The following is a 16631-nucleotide window of genomic DNA, read 5'->3' on the forward strand; positions in this document are numbered from 1 at the left end:
TGCTTTGTAGCCCCGCCTGTCGCGCGGACAGGTCGCGACCTGTCCCTACAAGGGAATTGTGCGTAAGGTGCAATTTGCATTCAATACAAATTATTCTAGTGCCGTATACTTCTTCCATGAAATGGCCGGATCGGAAACGGAATAGGTTAAATGGTTTTGACTACAGCCGGGATGCGTTATATTTTGTGACTTCGTGCGTGAAGGATAAAGTCTGTGTTTTCGGGAAAGTACAGAACGAAGAAATGCAGCTGAATGAGTATGGTTCTATTGCGGAACAACAATGGCACAGGCTGGCAGAACAGTATCCATATGTTAATCTACATGCTTTTGTGGTAATGCCGAACCATGTGCACGGCATCATCGAAATTGACCGCGAACTTGTAGGGACAGGTCGTGACCTGTCCGCGCGAAGGCTGAATAATGAAACTAAAACTATAAACACCGCTATAGCTGGCTCTTGTCAACTACAGAAAATAAAGTCACTATCTGAGTTAATAGGCGTTTACAAAACGATAACTTCTAAACTAATCCGAGTAGAAGGCCTGTCGGACTTTTCCTGGCAACGCTCCTTCCACGACCACATCATCCGAAGTGATAAAGCCTATAAGAAAATCAGAGATTACATACTCAGCAATCCGGAGAAATGGCCGGAAGATGTGTTTTACCAGCAAGCATAACTATACTTCAAAATTACTTTTGTCATCTGTGGATTATCCTGCAGAGCTCTTTCATTTTGTTTTAACTGCTCCGGATTGATAGTCCTACGTCTTCATCTTGCTTAGCAATGTACCTGCAGTGTTTCCATCACCGAAAGGTGCAGTCGATAGATCTATCCACACTTCTTCTCTACAGTAAATTGATAGATATACCTTCATAACCAGAACAGCTTTTGTAAAAGTTCGCATTATTTATGATAATATTTATAAATAATTGTTTAAATCCGATTTGAAATGCGTATAGTCATTTAGAGTATCTATGACTGTTTAATTGCGCATGTAGTGCACTGCCAAAGAGATCAAATTGGTTGAAACCATGGATGTGATCAGGAGAAACAATGTCAAGCTGTTTGGAGACGGCAGCGAAACCCTTATGTTTGGTCATGGGTTTGGATGTGACCAGAACATGTGGCGCTTCGTGACGCCTGCATTTCAGCACCAACACCAGATTGTGCTCTTCGACCATGTAGGGGCAGGCGATTCTGACATTGCTGCCTATGACAAAGACAAGTATGGCACATTAAACGGGTATGTATCGGATATAATTGAAATATACCGGAGCTTAGACTTAGACAATGTGGTTTTTGTAGGTCACTCGGTAAGCGCTATGATGGGCGTGCTGACTGCGATAAAAGACCCCACATTGTTCAAAAAGCTTATTCTGATCGGACCTTCTCCCTGCTACATCAACGACGGTGATTATGTCGGAGGTTTTGACCGGGCAGATGTACTGACAATGCTGGACTTTATGGAGCATGATTACTTTACCTGGGCCTATACATTTGCGCCCCTAATCATGGGAAACCCTGAAGTTCCGATACTGGGAGAAGAGCTGATTGAGAGCTTATGTAAGACAGATGCTGAAATTGCAAAGCAATTTGCCCGCGTCACTTTCTTATCTGATAACCGGTCCGACCTGTTTAAGCTACAAACAGAAGCGCTGATCATGCAGTGTTCCGAAGACATCATTGCACCGGAAGAAGTAGGGAACTATGTACACAAGGCAATCAGGAATTCTACACTGGTCCATCTTAAAGCTACCGGCCACTGCCCCAATTTAAGCTCCCCTTTAGAGATCATAGAAGTGATGGAGAATTACCTCAAGGCATCATAACTATAACTACTACTTCAAAATCACCTTAATCATCTGCGGATCATCCTGCAGGGTGCGGACATTCTGCTTTAGTTGCTCAAGTTCTCTGGTTAGGTCTTCTTTGGCGGATTTAAATTTTTGATCCATTTGCTTTGGCGTGCCGCAGAAGCGGGTGTAAAATCCTGCATCGGGGCCATTTGCCAAAGCCTGAAATTCCGCTTTTAACTCTTCTAGTTGGTCGGTCAGGATCTTGACGTAGTATTGCAGTTGCTCGTCTTGTAGGGTATCTAAAGCCTTTCCTTGTTCTTGCATAAACTCCATTTGCAGGCGCAGCAGCTCAAAAAAGTCATCGTGGTGATAGGCCTGGGTTACGCGTTTCATGGCTTCTTCTTTCCAGGCGCGTTTGCTTTCGTCAGGTTCTTTGTCAGGGTGCAATTGCTTAGCCAGCTCGGTGTACACGCGGCGGCTGGCTTTGCTGATGTTGCTTAGCTCGGCTTTTGCCTTGGCTTCTTTTTCGCGTTGTGCTTTGGTTTTGCGAGTTTTCTGACGGTTCTGTTTGTCCTGCTCGCGTTGCTCTCGTTCCCGGTCCAGCCGGGCTTGTATGCGCTCAAAATCATCGAGGTCAGCAAAATCGTCTGCTATAGTTTGTTCGCCATCAACTATAGTTTCATGCGTTTCCTCTGTGGCAAAAGCGGTGCGCTCGGAATAGGTATATTCAGCGTACCGGTCGTGCAAGGCTATCATATCGCGGCGCTCATAGCTGGAGATCAGGTCGAACGTGATGTTTTCAATTAGCGCCGATATCTTCAGCTTCTCCCGGATACTGAAAATGGGCAGATGGAAAGCATCGTCCAGCAGGTACGCTAACTCCACTCTCTTTTCCAGTTGCTGCAATATAATAGGGCGCAGTTCCTTCTCGATGCGTTTCTGGGCCAGGTTTATACTTTCGCGACGGGTGGCTATCTCCTTTTTAAGTAGCTCAATCTGCTCTGTTTTCTGGTTAAACTCCTGCTGTAGTTTGCTCAGTTTCCGCTCCGCCGAAGTAGAAATTTGAGGTGTAAGGTTTGGAACAGGTTTATTGGAAGCGGGCATGAAAGAAGGTATTGGGGCTTTATAATTAAGGCTGACTCCTCTGCCATACGAAGGTATTGCTTTTTTGTGAGGCAGGCGCATGTAGCTAAACTATAGTTGCAGCAAAAGTTAAATCAGAAAACAAACTATAGCCAGGCAACCTGCTACTGTAATATAGCATCTGAAAGATATTAGCCTGCTGCGAGAGCTTTATTCCAGCCTGTTAACATCCAACTCACAAACTAAAACTATGATCAAGAGAATTCTACTGCTGCTGTTTTTCTTCGGGAATATGGCCATGGCTACTGCCCAGCAAACACAAATGGTAAACGTCGGGGATCACTCCCTCGAAATGATACAGGCAGGAACAGGCGAGTATACTGTTATTTTTGAATCCGGCTTCGGCACAGACTATAAGGTATGGGGCAATGTGGCTACCGAAATTGCAAATACCAACCAGGTACTGCTCTATTCAAGAGCAGGCACAGGCAAATCTGAACCTAACCCGAAGCCGCAAACCCTGGAGGCAGCCATACAGGACCTGACCACGCTCATCGAGAAAGCTAACCTGAAGGCACCCTTTATTTTAGTGGGGCACTCTTATGGGGCTTTTATTATCCGTGGGTATGCAGCTTTAAACCCTGACAAGGTAAAAGGTTTGGTTTTTGTAGATCCGGCACACGAAAAACTGATGCAGGAGCTCAAAAAGATCGATCATGCCAAAGCCGTGAAAGATGTGGAGCTGCAAAACAGCTTTATGCCAGCCAGGTTTAAACAGGAAAATGACCTGATCAACCAGATCTTCGACAAAGCGACCTTGCCTGATTTCGGGAAGCTGCCGCAGGAGCCTGCTGTGGTACTTACTTCGGTACAGCACAGACCAAACCCGGAAATGTTTTTACACGAGCCACAAGGCGTGGAAGTATGGCGAAAGTTGCACACTGAGTTTTTTGGCCAGTTTACCAGCGGTGCCCATCTCGTAACGGCTAACAGCGGGCATAACATCCATAGGGAAGAGCCGGAGCTGGTAATAAACGCTATAAACCAGGTAATACAGGCGGCTAACAAACAAAAGGCGCGTCAGGAGCATGAAGCAAAGATGACAGCGCTGGGCGAAAAACTGAATAAGGCTTCGGTTTTGCTCTCCAAGCGGAAAGAGCAGCAAGCCGAAACGCTTGTATTCGAAGCCTTGAAAAGCTCCGGTTTCGGCGAACGAACTATAAATTCCATTGCTTACCAACAACTGGGCAACCCACAAACTATGGCTGTGGCAGTACTCATCTTCAGGTATAATACCGTTCAGTACGCCGGGTCTGCCAATGCTTTCGATAGTTACGGCGAAGCGCTGATGCAACTGGGAAAACTAAAGCAGGCAGAACAGCAGTTCAACAAAGCCATTGAACTTGCCACTGCCGCCAACGATGCCGCTACGCTCCGAAACAGCCGCAATAACCTGGAAAAGATCAGTCAGTTAAAAAAGGCAAAATAGCCTGAATTTACCTTCGATTCCCTTTGGTTTCACTTTCAAATGAAAGCCTGAACCGAACTATAGTTTGGCAACTTTATACGTTGGAATATCTCTTTGGCGTTAGATGCGTAGTTATACTTTGTTTGTAAAAAATCACCATTTAATTTCACTTTAAGAGAATCACTATGAAGAACACGAAGATCTTTAGCTTTTTGGCCATGCTGCTGGTAGCGCTGGTAGTTACTTCTTCGGCAATGGCCCAGGACGCGAAACCAAAAGCCAGCCCGCCGGCAACAGCTACCGGTAAGGTGGGCGCTGCTACTGTAACTATAAACTATAGCAGCCCGTCGGTAAAAGGACGTACCATTTGGGGCGAGCTGGTGCCTTACGGCCAGGTGTGGCGCTCAGGAGCAAACGAGGCAACAACTATAACATTTGACAAGGATGTGATGGTAGAAGGCAAGCCGCTGGCAGCCGGAACCTATAGTTTCTACACCATACCTGCTGAAGACAAATGGACGGTGATCTTTAACAAAACAGCCAAACAGTGGGGCACGCAATACGACGAGAAGCAGGACGCCCTGCGCGTAACGGTAACACCACGCAAAGCCCCGACCATGAACGAGCGCCTGAAATACGACGTGAACAACCAGGGTCTGTTGCTGAGCTGGGAGAACATGGAAGTACCGGTTAAGATCTCGACAGCCAAGAAATAACTTAACTATAGTTTAAATTGCAAAAAGCCTCTGCAACCAAGTGTTGCGGAGGCTTTTTTTGTCCGTAGGCCAGTTCGCCCAACTATAGTTATATCCGGCAACTATAGTTGCTTTTCCATTTTATAGTGCTGTATAGTTCCGAACAGCAGGTGCGTTTTCTCAACTATAGCATAACCGTTTCGTTCATAAAAACTGACGGCCTTTTCGCGGGCCTGCAGCACTATAGTTTGCGCGCCCATGGAGCGGGCTTTGTCTTCGAGGTAATCTAACAGCAGTTTGCCCAGCCCTTTGCCCTGGTACTTTTCGTGGATGCCCATAAAACGCAGTTGTGCCTCCTGCGGGGTTTGCAGGTGCAGGCGACAAACTCCTATCGCGTCTCCGTTCTCCTCCACCAGCATGGCGTGTATGGCTGTTGCATCGTCGGGGGCTCGTTCGCTGCCTTCGGGCTGGCCCCATGGCTGGCGCAGGGTAAGGTAACGCAGGTGGTAATACTTCTCAAACTCGTCGGGTGTAGCAGGTTCTATGATGTGCATTGGCAAATGGCTAAATGGTTTAATTGTTAAATGGTTGGTGGCTGATATTGCGTGAGGGATAGAGTGGTTGTTTGAGCTCCTATAGTTGGGCACCAACTATAGAGCGAGCCACGAAAGCCCGACGGCTGTGCCGGCACGCCCAAACTATAGTTTCCTATCAATCTTCTTAGACTTATACTCCAAACTTAACTTATATTTTTGCTCCTCACTAAACTATAAAAGCTATAGTTCTGCATCGGCTTCTACTGCTTTAAGCTTCATTACTATAGTTCAGTTATAAACTTTTCGTTTAGTGATTATCTTAACAGCCATCAACTAATATAGCTGTTTAACAATTAAGCCGCTCTGCAAGTTAACAATCCACAATTAACAATAACTTTGTCGGTTTAAATCAGGTAAATCAGTTTCGACATATAACCTACACAAACTATGGCATCTTTTGATATTGTAAGCAAAGTAGACCCGCAAACCATGGACAACGCCGTGAACGTGGCGCGCAAAGAGATCATGAACCGTTACGATTTCCGCGACACCAAAGGCAGCCTGGAATATGACAAAAAAGGCAGCGAGGTAAAAATTACCATGGAAAACGACATGCGCGTGCAACATACCGAAGACGTGCTGATGAGCAAAATGGTGAAGCAGGGGCTGGATGCCACAGCCCTCGATTTCTCGAAAGAAGCTTACCAGAGCGGCGCTATGGTGAAGAAGGATATCAAAGTAAAAGCCGGCATCGACAAGGAGACATCCAAAAAAATAATGAAGCTGATAAAGGACAGCAAACTGAAAGTATCGGCAGCTATCATGGATGAGACCATACGTGTAACCGGCAAAAAGATAGATGACCTGCAACAGGTAATTGCCATGCTCCGTTCAAACGCCGAAGAAATCGGCATGCCGCTGCAATACGTGAACATGAAAAGCTAAATTGCTGGATGGTTAAATTGTTAAATGGTTGATTGCTGCCTGTTTGTTTATCTCCGGTTTCAGGAGTAAAGGGCAGTTACAGCCAAACTATAGGCTTTAAACAGAAGCCGCAAACTTCAACTATACAGCCTTCAGCCATTTAACAATTAGCCTTCCAACCATTTAACAACCAAAACCTAAACTATGGAAATATTTGCTAACCCGGACACCTGGATCAGCCTGCTGACGCTGACCTTTATGGAAGTGGTGCTGGGGATCGATAACATTGTGTTTATCTCGATCATTGTGGCCCGGTTACCCAAAGAGCAGCAAGGCAAGGGCCGGACTATAGGTTTGGCGCTGGCGCTTGTGTTCAGAGTGATCCTGTTGCTTTTTATCAGCTACATTGTGCAGGCAAAAGAGCCGCTGTTCACCATCGATCTGCCGTTTACCGATAATGTGCAGGCTGTCTCTATCCGCGACCTGATCCTGTTTGCCGGAGGTCTGTTTTTGCTGGCTAAAAGTACAACCGAGATACACAACAAACTGGAAGGCGAAGAAGAATCGCACGGAACCGGAAAAGCAACGGCTACGCTGGGCAAGATCCTGATCCAGATCATCCTCATCGACATTGTGTTCTCCTTCGACTCTATCCTGACAGCGGTGGGTCTGGTAGATAATGTGCTGATCATGATCGTAGCTGTTGTTATCTCGATGATCATTATGCTGCTGTTTGCCAAATACGTGAGTGATTTCGTGAACAAGCACCCGACCGTGAAAATGCTGGCCCTGTCGTTCCTGCTGCTGATTGGCGTGATGCTGGTGGCCGAGTCGTTCCATGTGGAAATACCGAAAGGCTACATTTACTTTGCCATGTTCTTCTCGCTGCTGGTAGAGATACTGAATATGAAGCTCCGCAAAAAAACAACGCCCGTACACCTGCGCCAGAACGAGATAGTGGGAGAAGATTAATAACCTGAACTATAGTAACAACTATAGGAAAGGCTTCCGGCTGCAACAACCGGAAGCCTTTTTGTTTGGGAACAGCAGCATCAATCCGGATTTATAGTTATATTCGGACTATACTATACACAGCTGATACACACGGTACTATGCGCCAACGTGATAATGCCATTGCTGCTTTTCTGCTGTTAGCTCTTACCGGGCTGGCGCTACTTAGTATTTACCTGCTGATGCCTCCCAAACCGGTTCGGGCTACGGCCCCTGCCACGGTGTTTTCGGCGGAGCGTGCTATGCAGTATGTAAACCAGATAGCCCGCGAACCACACGCCATGGGCACCGCCGCGCACGCCAGCGTACGGGCGTACCTGCTGCAGCAAATGCAGGAACTGGGGCTTAACCCGCAGGTGCAGGAAACAACCGTCCCGGATAGCAATGGCCCGGTAGCAAATGTGGGTTATGTGTACAATATAATAGGCCGTAAAAAAGGAACAGGCACCGGCAAACAGGCCATCCTGTTAATGGCCCACTACGACTCGCAGCCCAATGCCCGTGGTGCCGCCGACGATGGTGCAGGCGTGGCCGCTATTCTGGAAACTATAAGAGCCCTGAGCCAGGCAGCACCACTGCAGCATGACGTGATTGTGTTGCTGACCGATGGCGAAGAATATGGGCTGTTCGGGGCGCGGGCTTTTATGGCGCACAGCTGGGCAAAGGATGTAGCTATAGTTCTGAACGTGGAAGCCCGCGGCAACCAGGGCCCGAGCATGACCTTTGAGATGAGTCCGCAGAATGGCTGGGTGGCAAAACAATTCATAAAAGCGGCACCTTACCCGTTTGTCAGTTCACTGGCCTACGAGATCTACAGCCGCATGCCCAACGACACCGACTTCACTGTTTTTAAAGATGCCGGCTACACCGGGCTTAACTCCGCTTTTATAGATGGCTTTGTACACTACCACAAACTCACCGACTCGCCTGAGAACCTGAACTTGGGCAGCCTGCAACAACATGGCAGCAACATGCTGGCGCTGGTGCAGCACTTCGGCCACCAGGACCTTACCCATACCAAAGCCCGCGATACTGTTTTCTTTAACTTTATAAATGGCTGGGTGATCAATTACCCGGTTGGGCTGAACATACTCTGGATTGCCCTGGCAACGCTGCTGCTGTTTGTAACTATAAAAGTGGCACTGTTTAAAAATGAGGTTACCCTATGGCAAACTATAGTTGGAGCGGGGAGTTACCTGTTGCTGCTGGTAGTAGTGGCGGGTGTGTTCATCCCTGTAAACAAGCTGGTGCTGCAACTGCTGCCACTCACGCACGGGCACAATGGTGTATATGGTTCCGATCATTTTTTTATCTCTTATCTGTTGCTGGCGCTGGGGCTGTTTATTTTGCTGAGCTGGCTGGTGTTGCGCTGGCTGCGTTTGCTGCCTTTTATGCTGGGCATCTTTATAGTTCAGTTCGCACTGACTATCGTTTTATACTTGCTGGTGCCGGCTGCCGCTTGCCTGTTGCTGTTTCCGTTGCTGTTTAGCATGGGCGGTGCCTTGCTGGTGCTGATGCAGGACCTTTACAACCAACCGGAAGTTTGCTGGCGCTATGCCCTTATCCTGCTGGTAGCAGCTATTCCCGCTATTTTTATCATGATGCCGATCGTGCAGGTGGTATTTGTGGCGTTCGGGCTGCAGTTGCCGGTAGGGGCCCTGGCGCTGTTTGTGTTGCTGCTTGGGCTGTTGTTGCCCTTGCTGGTTATGCTGGAGCAGAGCTATAGTTGGCGGTTTATCCCGTTGCTGCCCCTGGTGCTGCTGGCGGCCGGTGTGTTGCAGGTGGCGCGTGCCATAGAGGCCGAAAAGCCATCCGATAAACAACCGCTGCACAGCCACGTTGCCTATTATCTGAATGCCGATACAAACAAAGCCTGGTGGGTATCTGCCTTCTTTAAAAATGATGATTGGAACAAACAATTCTTCCCCGCTCCTGAAACCGGAACGATACAGGATATTTACCCGCATGCCCAGCGCATCTATTTAAAAAACACGGCTCCCATTGCCGCACTAACGCCGCCGGTAGCTATAGTTCAGAAAGATTCTGTTAGCGGAGACGAGCGCCTGCTGGAAATAAAGTTGTCATCGCCACGCGGGGCAGCGCACATGGAAGTCATACTACAGCCGGAAACTATAGGTGCACTGCATGCCGTAAGCCTAAACGGAAAACCACTACAACTACAGCCCGTCACTACTGCGGCTGCGCCGGTATATCATATCCGCTACTATGGCCTGCCGGTAACCAAAGATGGTGTGCTGGAAGTGCGCCTTCAGAAAGATGTACCGCTTTACCTGCTGCTTTACGACCATAGTTTAGCACTGCCACAGGAACTGGTAAAGCAACCCATGCCGGCGCATGTAGTACCCGAACAAGGCCGCGACAGCAATCTTAGCGTTGTCCGGAAAGCGTACCATTTCTGAAGGTTTTAAAGATGGAGCTGTGCTTTTTAAGGGAATACCACTGAAACAGAACCTGAAGCACAGGAGGCGTAGTATAGGTAGAGAACCCTGCTACAACACAACAGCTTATGCACAAGATCACGTCACTTGTTCTGGTAACTATAGCACTTGCATGTACCGCCTGCAACAGCCGCACCACCGACACCGAGACAAGAGAATTAACCTACCAGCTGGACCGGAACGAACCAAGCGCCATGTTCTGGGATTATGCCGCCAGCACCAGCCTGCTGCAGAAAGAGCTCGGTGCCCTGGCAAAACAAAAGACCAGCGACCCGCGCATTACTGCCCTCGCCGACAGCATGCTGTATATCCACACCAATGCCCTGCACCGGTTAGTGCATATCGCCAAAAAATATAAGCACGTGCAGCTCCCCGACAGCCTGACCGGCGCCGACAGCACCACCGTAGAGGATTTTAAGCAGCTGGAAGGGGAAGAATTTACAGCCCGCTACCTTGAGTACCTGGAGCAAAGCAGCACCACGCAGCTCGAACGGTACAACGAAACACTTTCGGAAACAGAAGACCCTGCCCTGCGCAGCTGGCTCAATACCATGCGGGCACGTTTAAGCAGTCAGCTGCAGGCCTATACCGCCTTTGCCGACACCGTTACAGAAGATCAATAGGGAATTAAACTATAATCAGCTCCAGAGCTCGGCAGCTTTGCGGGCCATGTTAAAGAACAGATCGCGCTCGAGCCCCGAAACCTGGCGGGCTTCGCACTCGGTGTAGCCGTTTTCTACAGCGTTCAGGTAGTCGTAATAGAGTTGGGCCAGTTCCAGCGAGTCGTCTTCAAAGCACTCGGTCAGCTTGTCTTTTGCCAGTTTCTCCGGCTCAAATACTTTGGAAGGGTATAGTTTATCGAGCTGGTAGATGAGGTATTTCTGCGATGTTTTAGGCTTGCGGGCGCCAAACAGTTCCTCAATGGGCGTATCATCATCGTCATCATCCATGTCGGGCTCATCTTCCACGGCAAGGGGCTCATATACAATAATGTCAAAACCCAGCAGCTCCAGGTACTCGTCAAACTGCTCTTTTATCGGTATCAGGGTGGGGGTGTCGTAGGGTTTGTTTAGGATGTTGGCCATGTGCAGGGCCATTTCCTTTCCTTTCTCGCCGGCAGCAATCAGTATCTGGTTAAACTGCGTGAAATCGCAGCCCAGGTATATAAACTTATACTCGTCGTCGAGCATGGTAAAGCACCAAAGGGTAATAAACTCCGTATCGTCGATTACTACTGTATCGATGTAGAGTTCGTTTATCTGAACGTAGTAAGGCGAATATTCCGGAGCGTCCATGATGGGTTCGTTTAAAAGTCGAAACACATTTTACTGCATGGCTAAAGGCTTGTTGGCATATACGTCAAATCCGGAGATATGGCAGTGCATCTATATAGAAAGTTTGGTGAACTGCTGTATATAAAAGTAAGTTATAGTTGTAAATGTTTGATAAATAAAATGTTAGAATGTGCGGGTTTGCAGATTTTTTTGTAAAAGTATAAGCGTGGCCCTGTTACTCAACTCTCCAGATCCGCTCTAAAAATTGTTTGGCATTCCGGAAGGCAAGCTGCTGCAACTGCTGTTGGCTGAGCTGCTCACGCAGGCGGTTGAGAATGTAATGATAGCTGATACCGGCATTCACCAGGTCGGGGAAGTAGAAAGGCAGTCGGCTGGCATCTTTTTCGTCGGCAGTATAAAAGTAATCGGCCCCGAAGCTGATGACATTTTCGGCTCCGTTTTTAAAACCATACATAATATGGTCCAAAATAGCATCGGGGTTGTCGTTGTGCAGAAAGTGCCGCAGAAAGTTTATCCCTATCAACCCTTGCCGGCGGATGATTTCCTGTGCCAGCTCATCAGGCAGGTTGCGCTCATGCTGCCACAGCGCCCGGAAATTGGAGTGGCTGGCAATAACCGGTATGTCCAATCGCTCCTTATCAATGTGTTCCAGAATATCAAAAGCTAGGGCATCGCTGGTATGCGACATGTCGATGGCAATTTTACGGCCGTGCATGTAATCGAGCAGCATTTTACCATCGCGGGTGATGCCCTGAGTGGTAGAGTTACCACCGCCAAAACGGTTCGCCAAACTATGGGTCATACTGATGTAAAGTAAGCGGCCGGTATCTTCAATGATCTTTTCCAGCTTTTTGAAGCCATCCTCCAATGGCTCATCTTCTTCGCAAAACCCGGATGCATTCTCGATGGCAGCGATCATCCCCGTTGTGTCGGCCTGCAGCGCCTGTTCCAGTTCCTGTACACTGGTCACGGAGGTCAGGCAATTGTCTGCCTCGGCTAATAACTTAAACGCTTCGCTCTGCTTTTTGGCATAGTTAGTACTACCGGGTTTGCTGGGGCAGTAAATGGCCATTACCTGTAACTTTACATTGCCCTGTGTCAGGGCAGGCAGTGCGCAGCCAATCTCCTCTACATTGTCCTGTAAGGAGCCGGGTACATCGGTGAGGTATACCAACAGGTCGCAGTGCAGGTCTATGATAGGTAAGTTGGCAGGGGCTGGCGTGTTCATAAGTTGCAGGTTTTTGCTGTTTTACGGATGAATGGCTGGTTGGTGTTTGGAATATGAATGTAGGAAGAGTTTATGATTTTTCCTGTCTTTTCAGGTCAGGGCAGAAATCTATTTCAAGCTATAGTTTGTAAAGACCTAACAGCGTGCGCAGCTCCTACTAGTGTCTGGTGCTATAGTTGACTTTGCCTACCACTGGAACCAAGCCATTGTTCTATAGTTACTTCTAATCCTGGGAGCTTTAAGAGCCTACAGTTTTATAGTTTCGTTGGCTCCCTCCTGGGCCGGGAGGCCCCGTCTTCGGGCATCGCGCGGTGTACATTTCCTTTGCTCCTATCGTCGCAATGCTTTCAGCACCGGAAATCTACAAGGCGCTCAACCCAAAGAATGAAATCACATTCGATAGTAGCTGCTTTAGCTATAGTTTACTTTTTCATCCTTAGTTAAAGCAGATCGTTTGTCTCGGGGCTGTAGTTCCTTGGGGCAGGCTGAGCCTGCCTACTCTTGGTCTGTAACTATAGAACTATAGCGTAAACTATAACAATGTCAGAGTTCCCCTCCTTGGATAAGGAGGGGTAGGGGTGGTTGGACAAACAGTAACTATATAAAACTATAAGTTCAACTATAGTTATGGTCAAAATTCCCCTCTCGGGAGGGGTAGGGGTGGGTATTTCTCAACCACCGAACCATAGCGCCAACTATAGCAGACAAACCTAATCCTGCAAATCCTGATTCAGATAATACTCCCTCTCCTGTTTTTAGGAGAGGGTTGGGGTGAGGTATCCTTCCTAAAAATCTTCTTCTGAATCACCTCCGTTTTCGTTGTTCTGGCGGCGGTTGCGCTGGGTGTCGTTGTCGCTGTTGAGGCGGTAGGTAAAGCCCAGGTAAACGATGCGGCTCTGGCGGCGGTTCTCACTCTCTGTCCGGAACGTATCGCCATAGCTCAGGAAATTGAACTGACGGGTATTGAACAGGTCTGAAACACGGAGCGTAATGGTACCATTTTTCTTCAGTACATCTTTTTTAACCCCCAGGTCGGCGCTGAACATTTGCTCCATGCGGCCCTGTATGTCGGCCATAGGCGAGCGGTAAGAGGCCGAAAGCTGAATGTCCATGTCTTTCCAGACGGTCATGGAGGAGTTTAATTTGGAATTCCAGCTGACACGGCTACTGCTGAGTTCGGTATCGTTCTGGGTGGTATTTACTTCTGTCTGGAAACCGGACCAGCTGGCATTCAGGCGCCACCACGAGGTAACCGGGTAGTTTACACCGAGCTCAATACCGTAGGCTGTATTGCTGGCCAGGTTCAGGAACGTGATCCGGTTGGCAGGTACTTCACGCTCAACTATATTTCCGTTTTCGTCTGTTTCTGTAATGGTAATAGTAGTAGCCGTCCTGAAACGCTCTATCTCGTCGGTGGTGTGGCGGTAAAAAACAGTACCGTTAAACGAGGCATCGCCCATATAGCGCAGGTAGCCTAACTCCAGCGAGTTCACAAATTCGGGGCGCAGTGCCGGGTTGCCATACCGGACATTGTAAATATCCGAGCGGTCCTCAAACGGGTTCAGGAAGCGGCTGCGCGGCCTGTTGATGCGGCGGCTATAGCTGAACTGCACTTTGTTGTTATCGTCGAAATCGTTAGTGATAAACAGTGTCGGGAACAGGCTGAAGTAGTTGTTATCGATCGGCTCATAGTTGGTGTCCGGGCTGTCGGCGCGCTGGTCTGCGGTGGTCAGGGTTTGCTCGGCGCGTAAGCCTATCTGGTAACTGATGCTTCTGAACTTGTTGTTATAGTTGGCATACACGGCATGTACCGTCTCGTCATACACAAAATGGTTGCTCTGTTTAGGGTCCAATAACAGCTGGTCCGTGGTCCCGTTCTGCGAAAAAAACCTCGAATCTTCATCCAGGCGCTCAAAGGTGCTTCTGAAGCCGGCTTCGAGGTTGCTGTTCTCTGAGAGGGGATGCATGTAGTCTGCATTGGCCACAAACTCATAGTTGCCGTCGTCTACAAGAGAGCGCTGCAGTTCCGGAATGCCACTGTTCAGTTGGCTGAACTCCCTGTAGTTGCTTATTTCGTCGTCTACGTTGGTATTGTATACAATATCGGCTGTCAGTTCCTGTCCTTTTTTTGTAAAGGTCTGGCGGTAGCCCAATGTCAGGTCCAGTGCTTTTTCGTCTTCCAGGTCGTCGGTGTAGCGCAGGCGTACGTCACGCAGGTCGCGGTTCTCGTCCAGGAACGTGTAGCGGTTATACGAATCGCCTTCGTCCTGCCCGAAACGGTAAAGCGCCGACGCCGAAACGGTGATCTTAGGTGTTACAAAATAATCGGCGCCTAACCGGAAATTGTGTGATATATCGGTGCTGTTGCGCTCGCCATACTGCTGGCGGTAACTCGTACTATCCAGGCGGCCCTGTTCATCTAAATGGAAATTGGTAGTAAAGCTTTCGTTCTCGCCGGGGCGGGTGCGCTGCCTGTAATCATAGCCCCCGTTCAAAGACCATTTAAAGTAGCGGTAGTTCAGGTTGAGTGAGGTGTTATAGTTGTCGTACGTGCCGGCCGTAACCGATGCCGAGCCATGGAAGCCCGGCTTATTCTCTTTCTTCATTACCAGGTTGATGATGCCTGAGGTGCCCTCCGGGTTGTATTTGGAGGATGGGTTGGTAATGAGTTCAATGCTTTCGATCAGGTTGGCCGGTATCTGGTCCAGTGTCAGGTTCGAGAGGGCGGAGCGTTTCCCGTCTATCAGGATGGTGACGTTCTCGCTGCCGCGCATGCTTACATTGCCGTCAATATCCACATTTACAGAGGGCAGGTTCTGCATTACTTCGGCTACCGAGCCGCTTTGTGCTGCAATGTCCTTGCTCACGTTCACTACTTTTTTGTCGAGGTCGTACTGCACCAGCTCCCGTTCCGTCACGATCTGCACTTCGCTGAGTTGTGTAGCAGCAGGCTTCAGCGAGATGTTGCCCAGCGCCACCGTAGGGGAAGTAGCTGTAACCGTAATGTTGGGAACATATTTGGTAGGGTAGCCTACCATGGAAACCCGGAGCATGAAACGACCTGTTGGCACGCGTTCCATTAAAAATTTGCCTTCTATATCAGAAGTGGCGCCGGTTACCAGGCTGGAGTCGGTGGCAGTAAGCAGCACTACATTGGCAAAACCAACCGGCGCTTTGGAGGTGGCATCAATCAGGGTACCCGAAATACGCCCGGAAGTAGAAGTTTGAGCCGACAAGACTGCCGGGAAGATCAGGAGGAGAAGGATAACTATAGCTCTGTAATAATCTGTCATTATACTGGTCAATGTCAATTCGTTACAAATTTTAACGTGCCCACGGGTGAGAAAGTGTTCGGTCAGGGCACAAAGGTTCGGGAACAAGCTGGCTGGCCTGCCACAGGATTGAGACTGCAGCAACGTCGCCCTTGTAGGACAAACAAAAAGCCGGTTGGTTTAAAAATTTTCTGAAAAAAGAAGGAGAGGGTAGAAAATAAAACAGCAGCGCCGGCTATAGTTGCCAGCGCTGCTGCGTTTGGAAATGGTTGAGCTATAGTTGGGTACGGCTATAGTTGCTTGCTCAGGAAATCCCAGACCACTACGCCGGTAGCAACCGAAATATTAAGCGAATGCTTGGTGCCGAACTGCGGAATCTCCAACACAAAATCAGAATTGTTGATCACTTCCTGCTCCACACCAAATACTTCGTTGCCCAGCACAAGCGCATAATGCTGGCTTGGTACCGGGTTAAACTCATTCAGCTTTAAACTGTTTTCTGCCTGCTCCACCGAGCCAATCTTATAGTTCTGTTCTTTCAATTTCTTTACCAGTTCCAGTGTATCCGGCACATGCTCCCATTCCACTGACTCTGTTGCGCCCAAGGCGGTTTTTTCGATATCGCGGTGGGGTGGAGTGCCGGTAATGCCGCAGAGGTAGATTCTCTCCACCATAAAAGCATCGGCCGTCCTGAACACAGAACCCACATTATTCAGGCTCCGAACATTGTCCAGCACCAAAACTAACGGTATTTTTTTCTTATTTTTGAATTCTTCAACCGACTCGCGGTTAAGTTCATCCATCGAAAGTTTGCGCATTTTTGAAAGATATCAGACGCCAGACACAAGATGTCAGACTTTGCT

At 48.6% G+C, this 16631-nt stretch carries 14 protein-coding genes; 8 read left to right on the top strand and 6 right to left on the bottom strand.

The genetic code is table 11. The features are described from left to right. Positions 1-116: 116 nt before the first annotated feature. Together H7F15_RS02645 and H7F15_RS02650 are read left to right on the top strand one after the other, a co-directional pair. The gene (locus tag H7F15_RS02645; protein WP_185195383.1) at positions 117-677 is read left to right on the top strand and encodes a transposase; all 561 of its coding nucleotides are present in this window, start codon (positions 117-119) and stop codon (positions 675-677) included. 355 nt (positions 678-1032) lie between these two features. Continuing rightward, on the top strand, positions 1033-1830 hold the full coding sequence (locus tag H7F15_RS02650; protein WP_185195384.1) for an alpha/beta fold hydrolase: 798 nt from the start codon (positions 1033-1035) through the stop codon (positions 1828-1830). A 9-nt stretch (positions 1831-1839) separates the two neighbouring features. On the opposite strand, the gene H7F15_RS02655 is transcribed toward H7F15_RS02650, so the two are convergent. Next, positions 1840-2901, bottom strand: coding sequence for a J domain-containing protein (locus H7F15_RS02655; protein ID WP_185195385.1), 1062 nt, complete (start codon positions 2899-2901; stop codon positions 1840-1842). 229 nt (positions 2902-3130) lie between these two features. Between H7F15_RS02655 and H7F15_RS02660 the strand changes: the two genes are divergently transcribed. Next, positions 3131-4369, top strand: coding sequence for an alpha/beta fold hydrolase (locus tag H7F15_RS02660; protein WP_185195386.1), 1239 nt, complete (start codon positions 3131-3133; stop codon positions 4367-4369). 164 nt (positions 4370-4533) lie between these two features. Further along, the gene (locus H7F15_RS02665; protein ID WP_185195387.1) at positions 4534-5064 is read left to right on the top strand and encodes a DUF2911 domain-containing protein; all 531 of its coding nucleotides are present in this window, start codon (positions 4534-4536) and stop codon (positions 5062-5064) included. A gap of 101 nt (positions 5065-5165) precedes the next feature. On the opposite strand, the gene H7F15_RS02670 is transcribed toward H7F15_RS02665, so the two are convergent. Beyond that, complete coding sequence (locus H7F15_RS02670; RefSeq protein ID WP_185195388.1) at positions 5166-5597, bottom strand: GNAT family N-acetyltransferase; 432 nt, start codon at positions 5595-5597, stop codon at positions 5166-5168. A 429-nt stretch (positions 5598-6026) separates the two neighbouring features. Between H7F15_RS02670 and H7F15_RS02675 the strand changes: the two genes are divergently transcribed. From H7F15_RS02675 to H7F15_RS02690, 4 genes are all read left to right on the top strand, one after another. Continuing rightward, positions 6027-6524 carry a YajQ family cyclic di-GMP-binding protein gene (locus H7F15_RS02675; RefSeq protein WP_185195389.1) on the top strand — a complete coding sequence of 166 codons (498 nt, stop codon included), beginning with the start codon at positions 6027-6029 and terminating at the stop codon, positions 6522-6524. 183 nt (positions 6525-6707) lie between these two features. Next, positions 6708-7475: a TerC family protein gene (locus tag H7F15_RS02680; protein WP_185195390.1), complete on the top strand. Its 768-nt coding sequence runs from the start codon at positions 6708-6710 to the stop codon at positions 7473-7475. Between the two features lie 140 nt (positions 7476-7615). Further along, positions 7616-9934, top strand: coding sequence for a M20/M25/M40 family metallo-hydrolase (locus tag H7F15_RS02685; RefSeq protein ID WP_185195391.1), 2319 nt, complete (start codon positions 7616-7618; stop codon positions 9932-9934). Positions 9935-10041: 107 nt separating this feature from the next. Next, positions 10042-10596 carry a DUF4142 domain-containing protein gene (locus H7F15_RS02690; RefSeq protein ID WP_185195392.1) on the top strand — a complete coding sequence of 185 codons (555 nt, stop codon included), beginning with the start codon at positions 10042-10044 and terminating at the stop codon, positions 10594-10596. Positions 10597-10611: 15 nt separating this feature from the next. Here the strand turns inward: H7F15_RS02690 and H7F15_RS02695 are convergent, their stop codons facing one another. The 4 genes from H7F15_RS02695 to H7F15_RS02710 form a co-directional block, all read right to left on the bottom strand. Next, complete coding sequence (locus H7F15_RS02695) at positions 10612-11268, bottom strand: hypothetical protein (protein WP_185195393.1); 657 nt, start codon at positions 11266-11268, stop codon at positions 10612-10614. Positions 11269-11482: 214 nt separating this feature from the next. Further along, a complete protein-coding gene (locus H7F15_RS02700) occupies positions 11483-12496 on the bottom strand; it encodes a dipeptidase (RefSeq protein ID WP_185195394.1) in 1014 nt (337 codons plus the stop codon). A gap of 785 nt (positions 12497-13281) precedes the next feature. Further along, on the bottom strand, positions 13282-15789 hold the full coding sequence (locus tag H7F15_RS02705; RefSeq protein ID WP_185195395.1) for a TonB-dependent receptor domain-containing protein: 2508 nt from the start codon (positions 15787-15789) through the stop codon (positions 13282-13284). 269 nt (positions 15790-16058) lie between these two features. Next, positions 16059-16586: an RNA methyltransferase gene (locus H7F15_RS02710; protein ID WP_185195396.1), complete on the bottom strand. Its 528-nt coding sequence runs from the start codon at positions 16584-16586 to the stop codon at positions 16059-16061. Positions 16587-16631: the final 45 nt, after the last annotated feature.

It is taken from the genome of Pontibacter sp. Tf4 (genome assembly GCF_014212495.1).
Classification (GTDB): Bacteria; Bacteroidota; Bacteroidia; order Cytophagales; family Hymenobacteraceae; genus Pontibacter.

What these genes read in the sequence shown, in the direction of transcription:
- H7F15_RS02690 (WP_185195392.1), top strand. Translation starts at nt 10,042, where the DNA reads ATGCACAAGATCACGTCACTTGTTCTGGTAACTATAGCACTTGCATGT.
- H7F15_RS02685 (WP_185195391.1), top strand. Translation starts at nt 7,616, where the DNA reads ATGCGCCAACGTGATAATGCCATTGCTGCTTTTCTGCTGTTAGCTCTT.
- H7F15_RS02700 (WP_185195394.1), bottom strand. Translation starts at nt 12,496, where the DNA reads ATGAACACGCCAGCCCCTGCCAACTTACCTATCATAGACCTGCACTGC.
- H7F15_RS02710 (WP_185195396.1), bottom strand. Translation starts at nt 16,586, where the DNA reads ATGCGCAAACTTTCGATGGATGAACTTAACCGCGAGTCGGTTGAAGAA.
- H7F15_RS02680 (WP_185195390.1), top strand. Translation starts at nt 6,708, where the DNA reads ATGGAAATATTTGCTAACCCGGACACCTGGATCAGCCTGCTGACGCTG.
- H7F15_RS02705 (WP_185195395.1), bottom strand. Translation starts at nt 15,789, where the DNA reads ATGACAGATTATTACAGAGCTATAGTTATCCTTCTCCTCCTGATCTTC.
- H7F15_RS02665 (WP_185195387.1), top strand. Translation starts at nt 4,534, where the DNA reads ATGAAGAACACGAAGATCTTTAGCTTTTTGGCCATGCTGCTGGTAGCG.
- H7F15_RS02655 (WP_185195385.1), bottom strand. Translation starts at nt 2,901, where the DNA reads ATGCCCGCTTCCAATAAACCTGTTCCAAACCTTACACCTCAAATTTCT.
- H7F15_RS02675 (WP_185195389.1), top strand. Translation starts at nt 6,027, where the DNA reads ATGGCATCTTTTGATATTGTAAGCAAAGTAGACCCGCAAACCATGGAC.
- H7F15_RS02695 (WP_185195393.1), bottom strand. Translation starts at nt 11,268, where the DNA reads ATGGACGCTCCGGAATATTCGCCTTACTACGTTCAGATAAACGAACTC.
- H7F15_RS02650 (WP_185195384.1), top strand. Translation starts at nt 1,033, where the DNA reads ATGGATGTGATCAGGAGAAACAATGTCAAGCTGTTTGGAGACGGCAGC.
- H7F15_RS02645 (WP_185195383.1), top strand. Translation starts at nt 117, where the DNA reads ATGAAATGGCCGGATCGGAAACGGAATAGGTTAAATGGTTTTGACTAC.
- H7F15_RS02670 (WP_185195388.1), bottom strand. Translation starts at nt 5,597, where the DNA reads ATGCACATCATAGAACCTGCTACACCCGACGAGTTTGAGAAGTATTAC.
- H7F15_RS02660 (WP_185195386.1), top strand. Translation starts at nt 3,131, where the DNA reads ATGATCAAGAGAATTCTACTGCTGCTGTTTTTCTTCGGGAATATGGCC.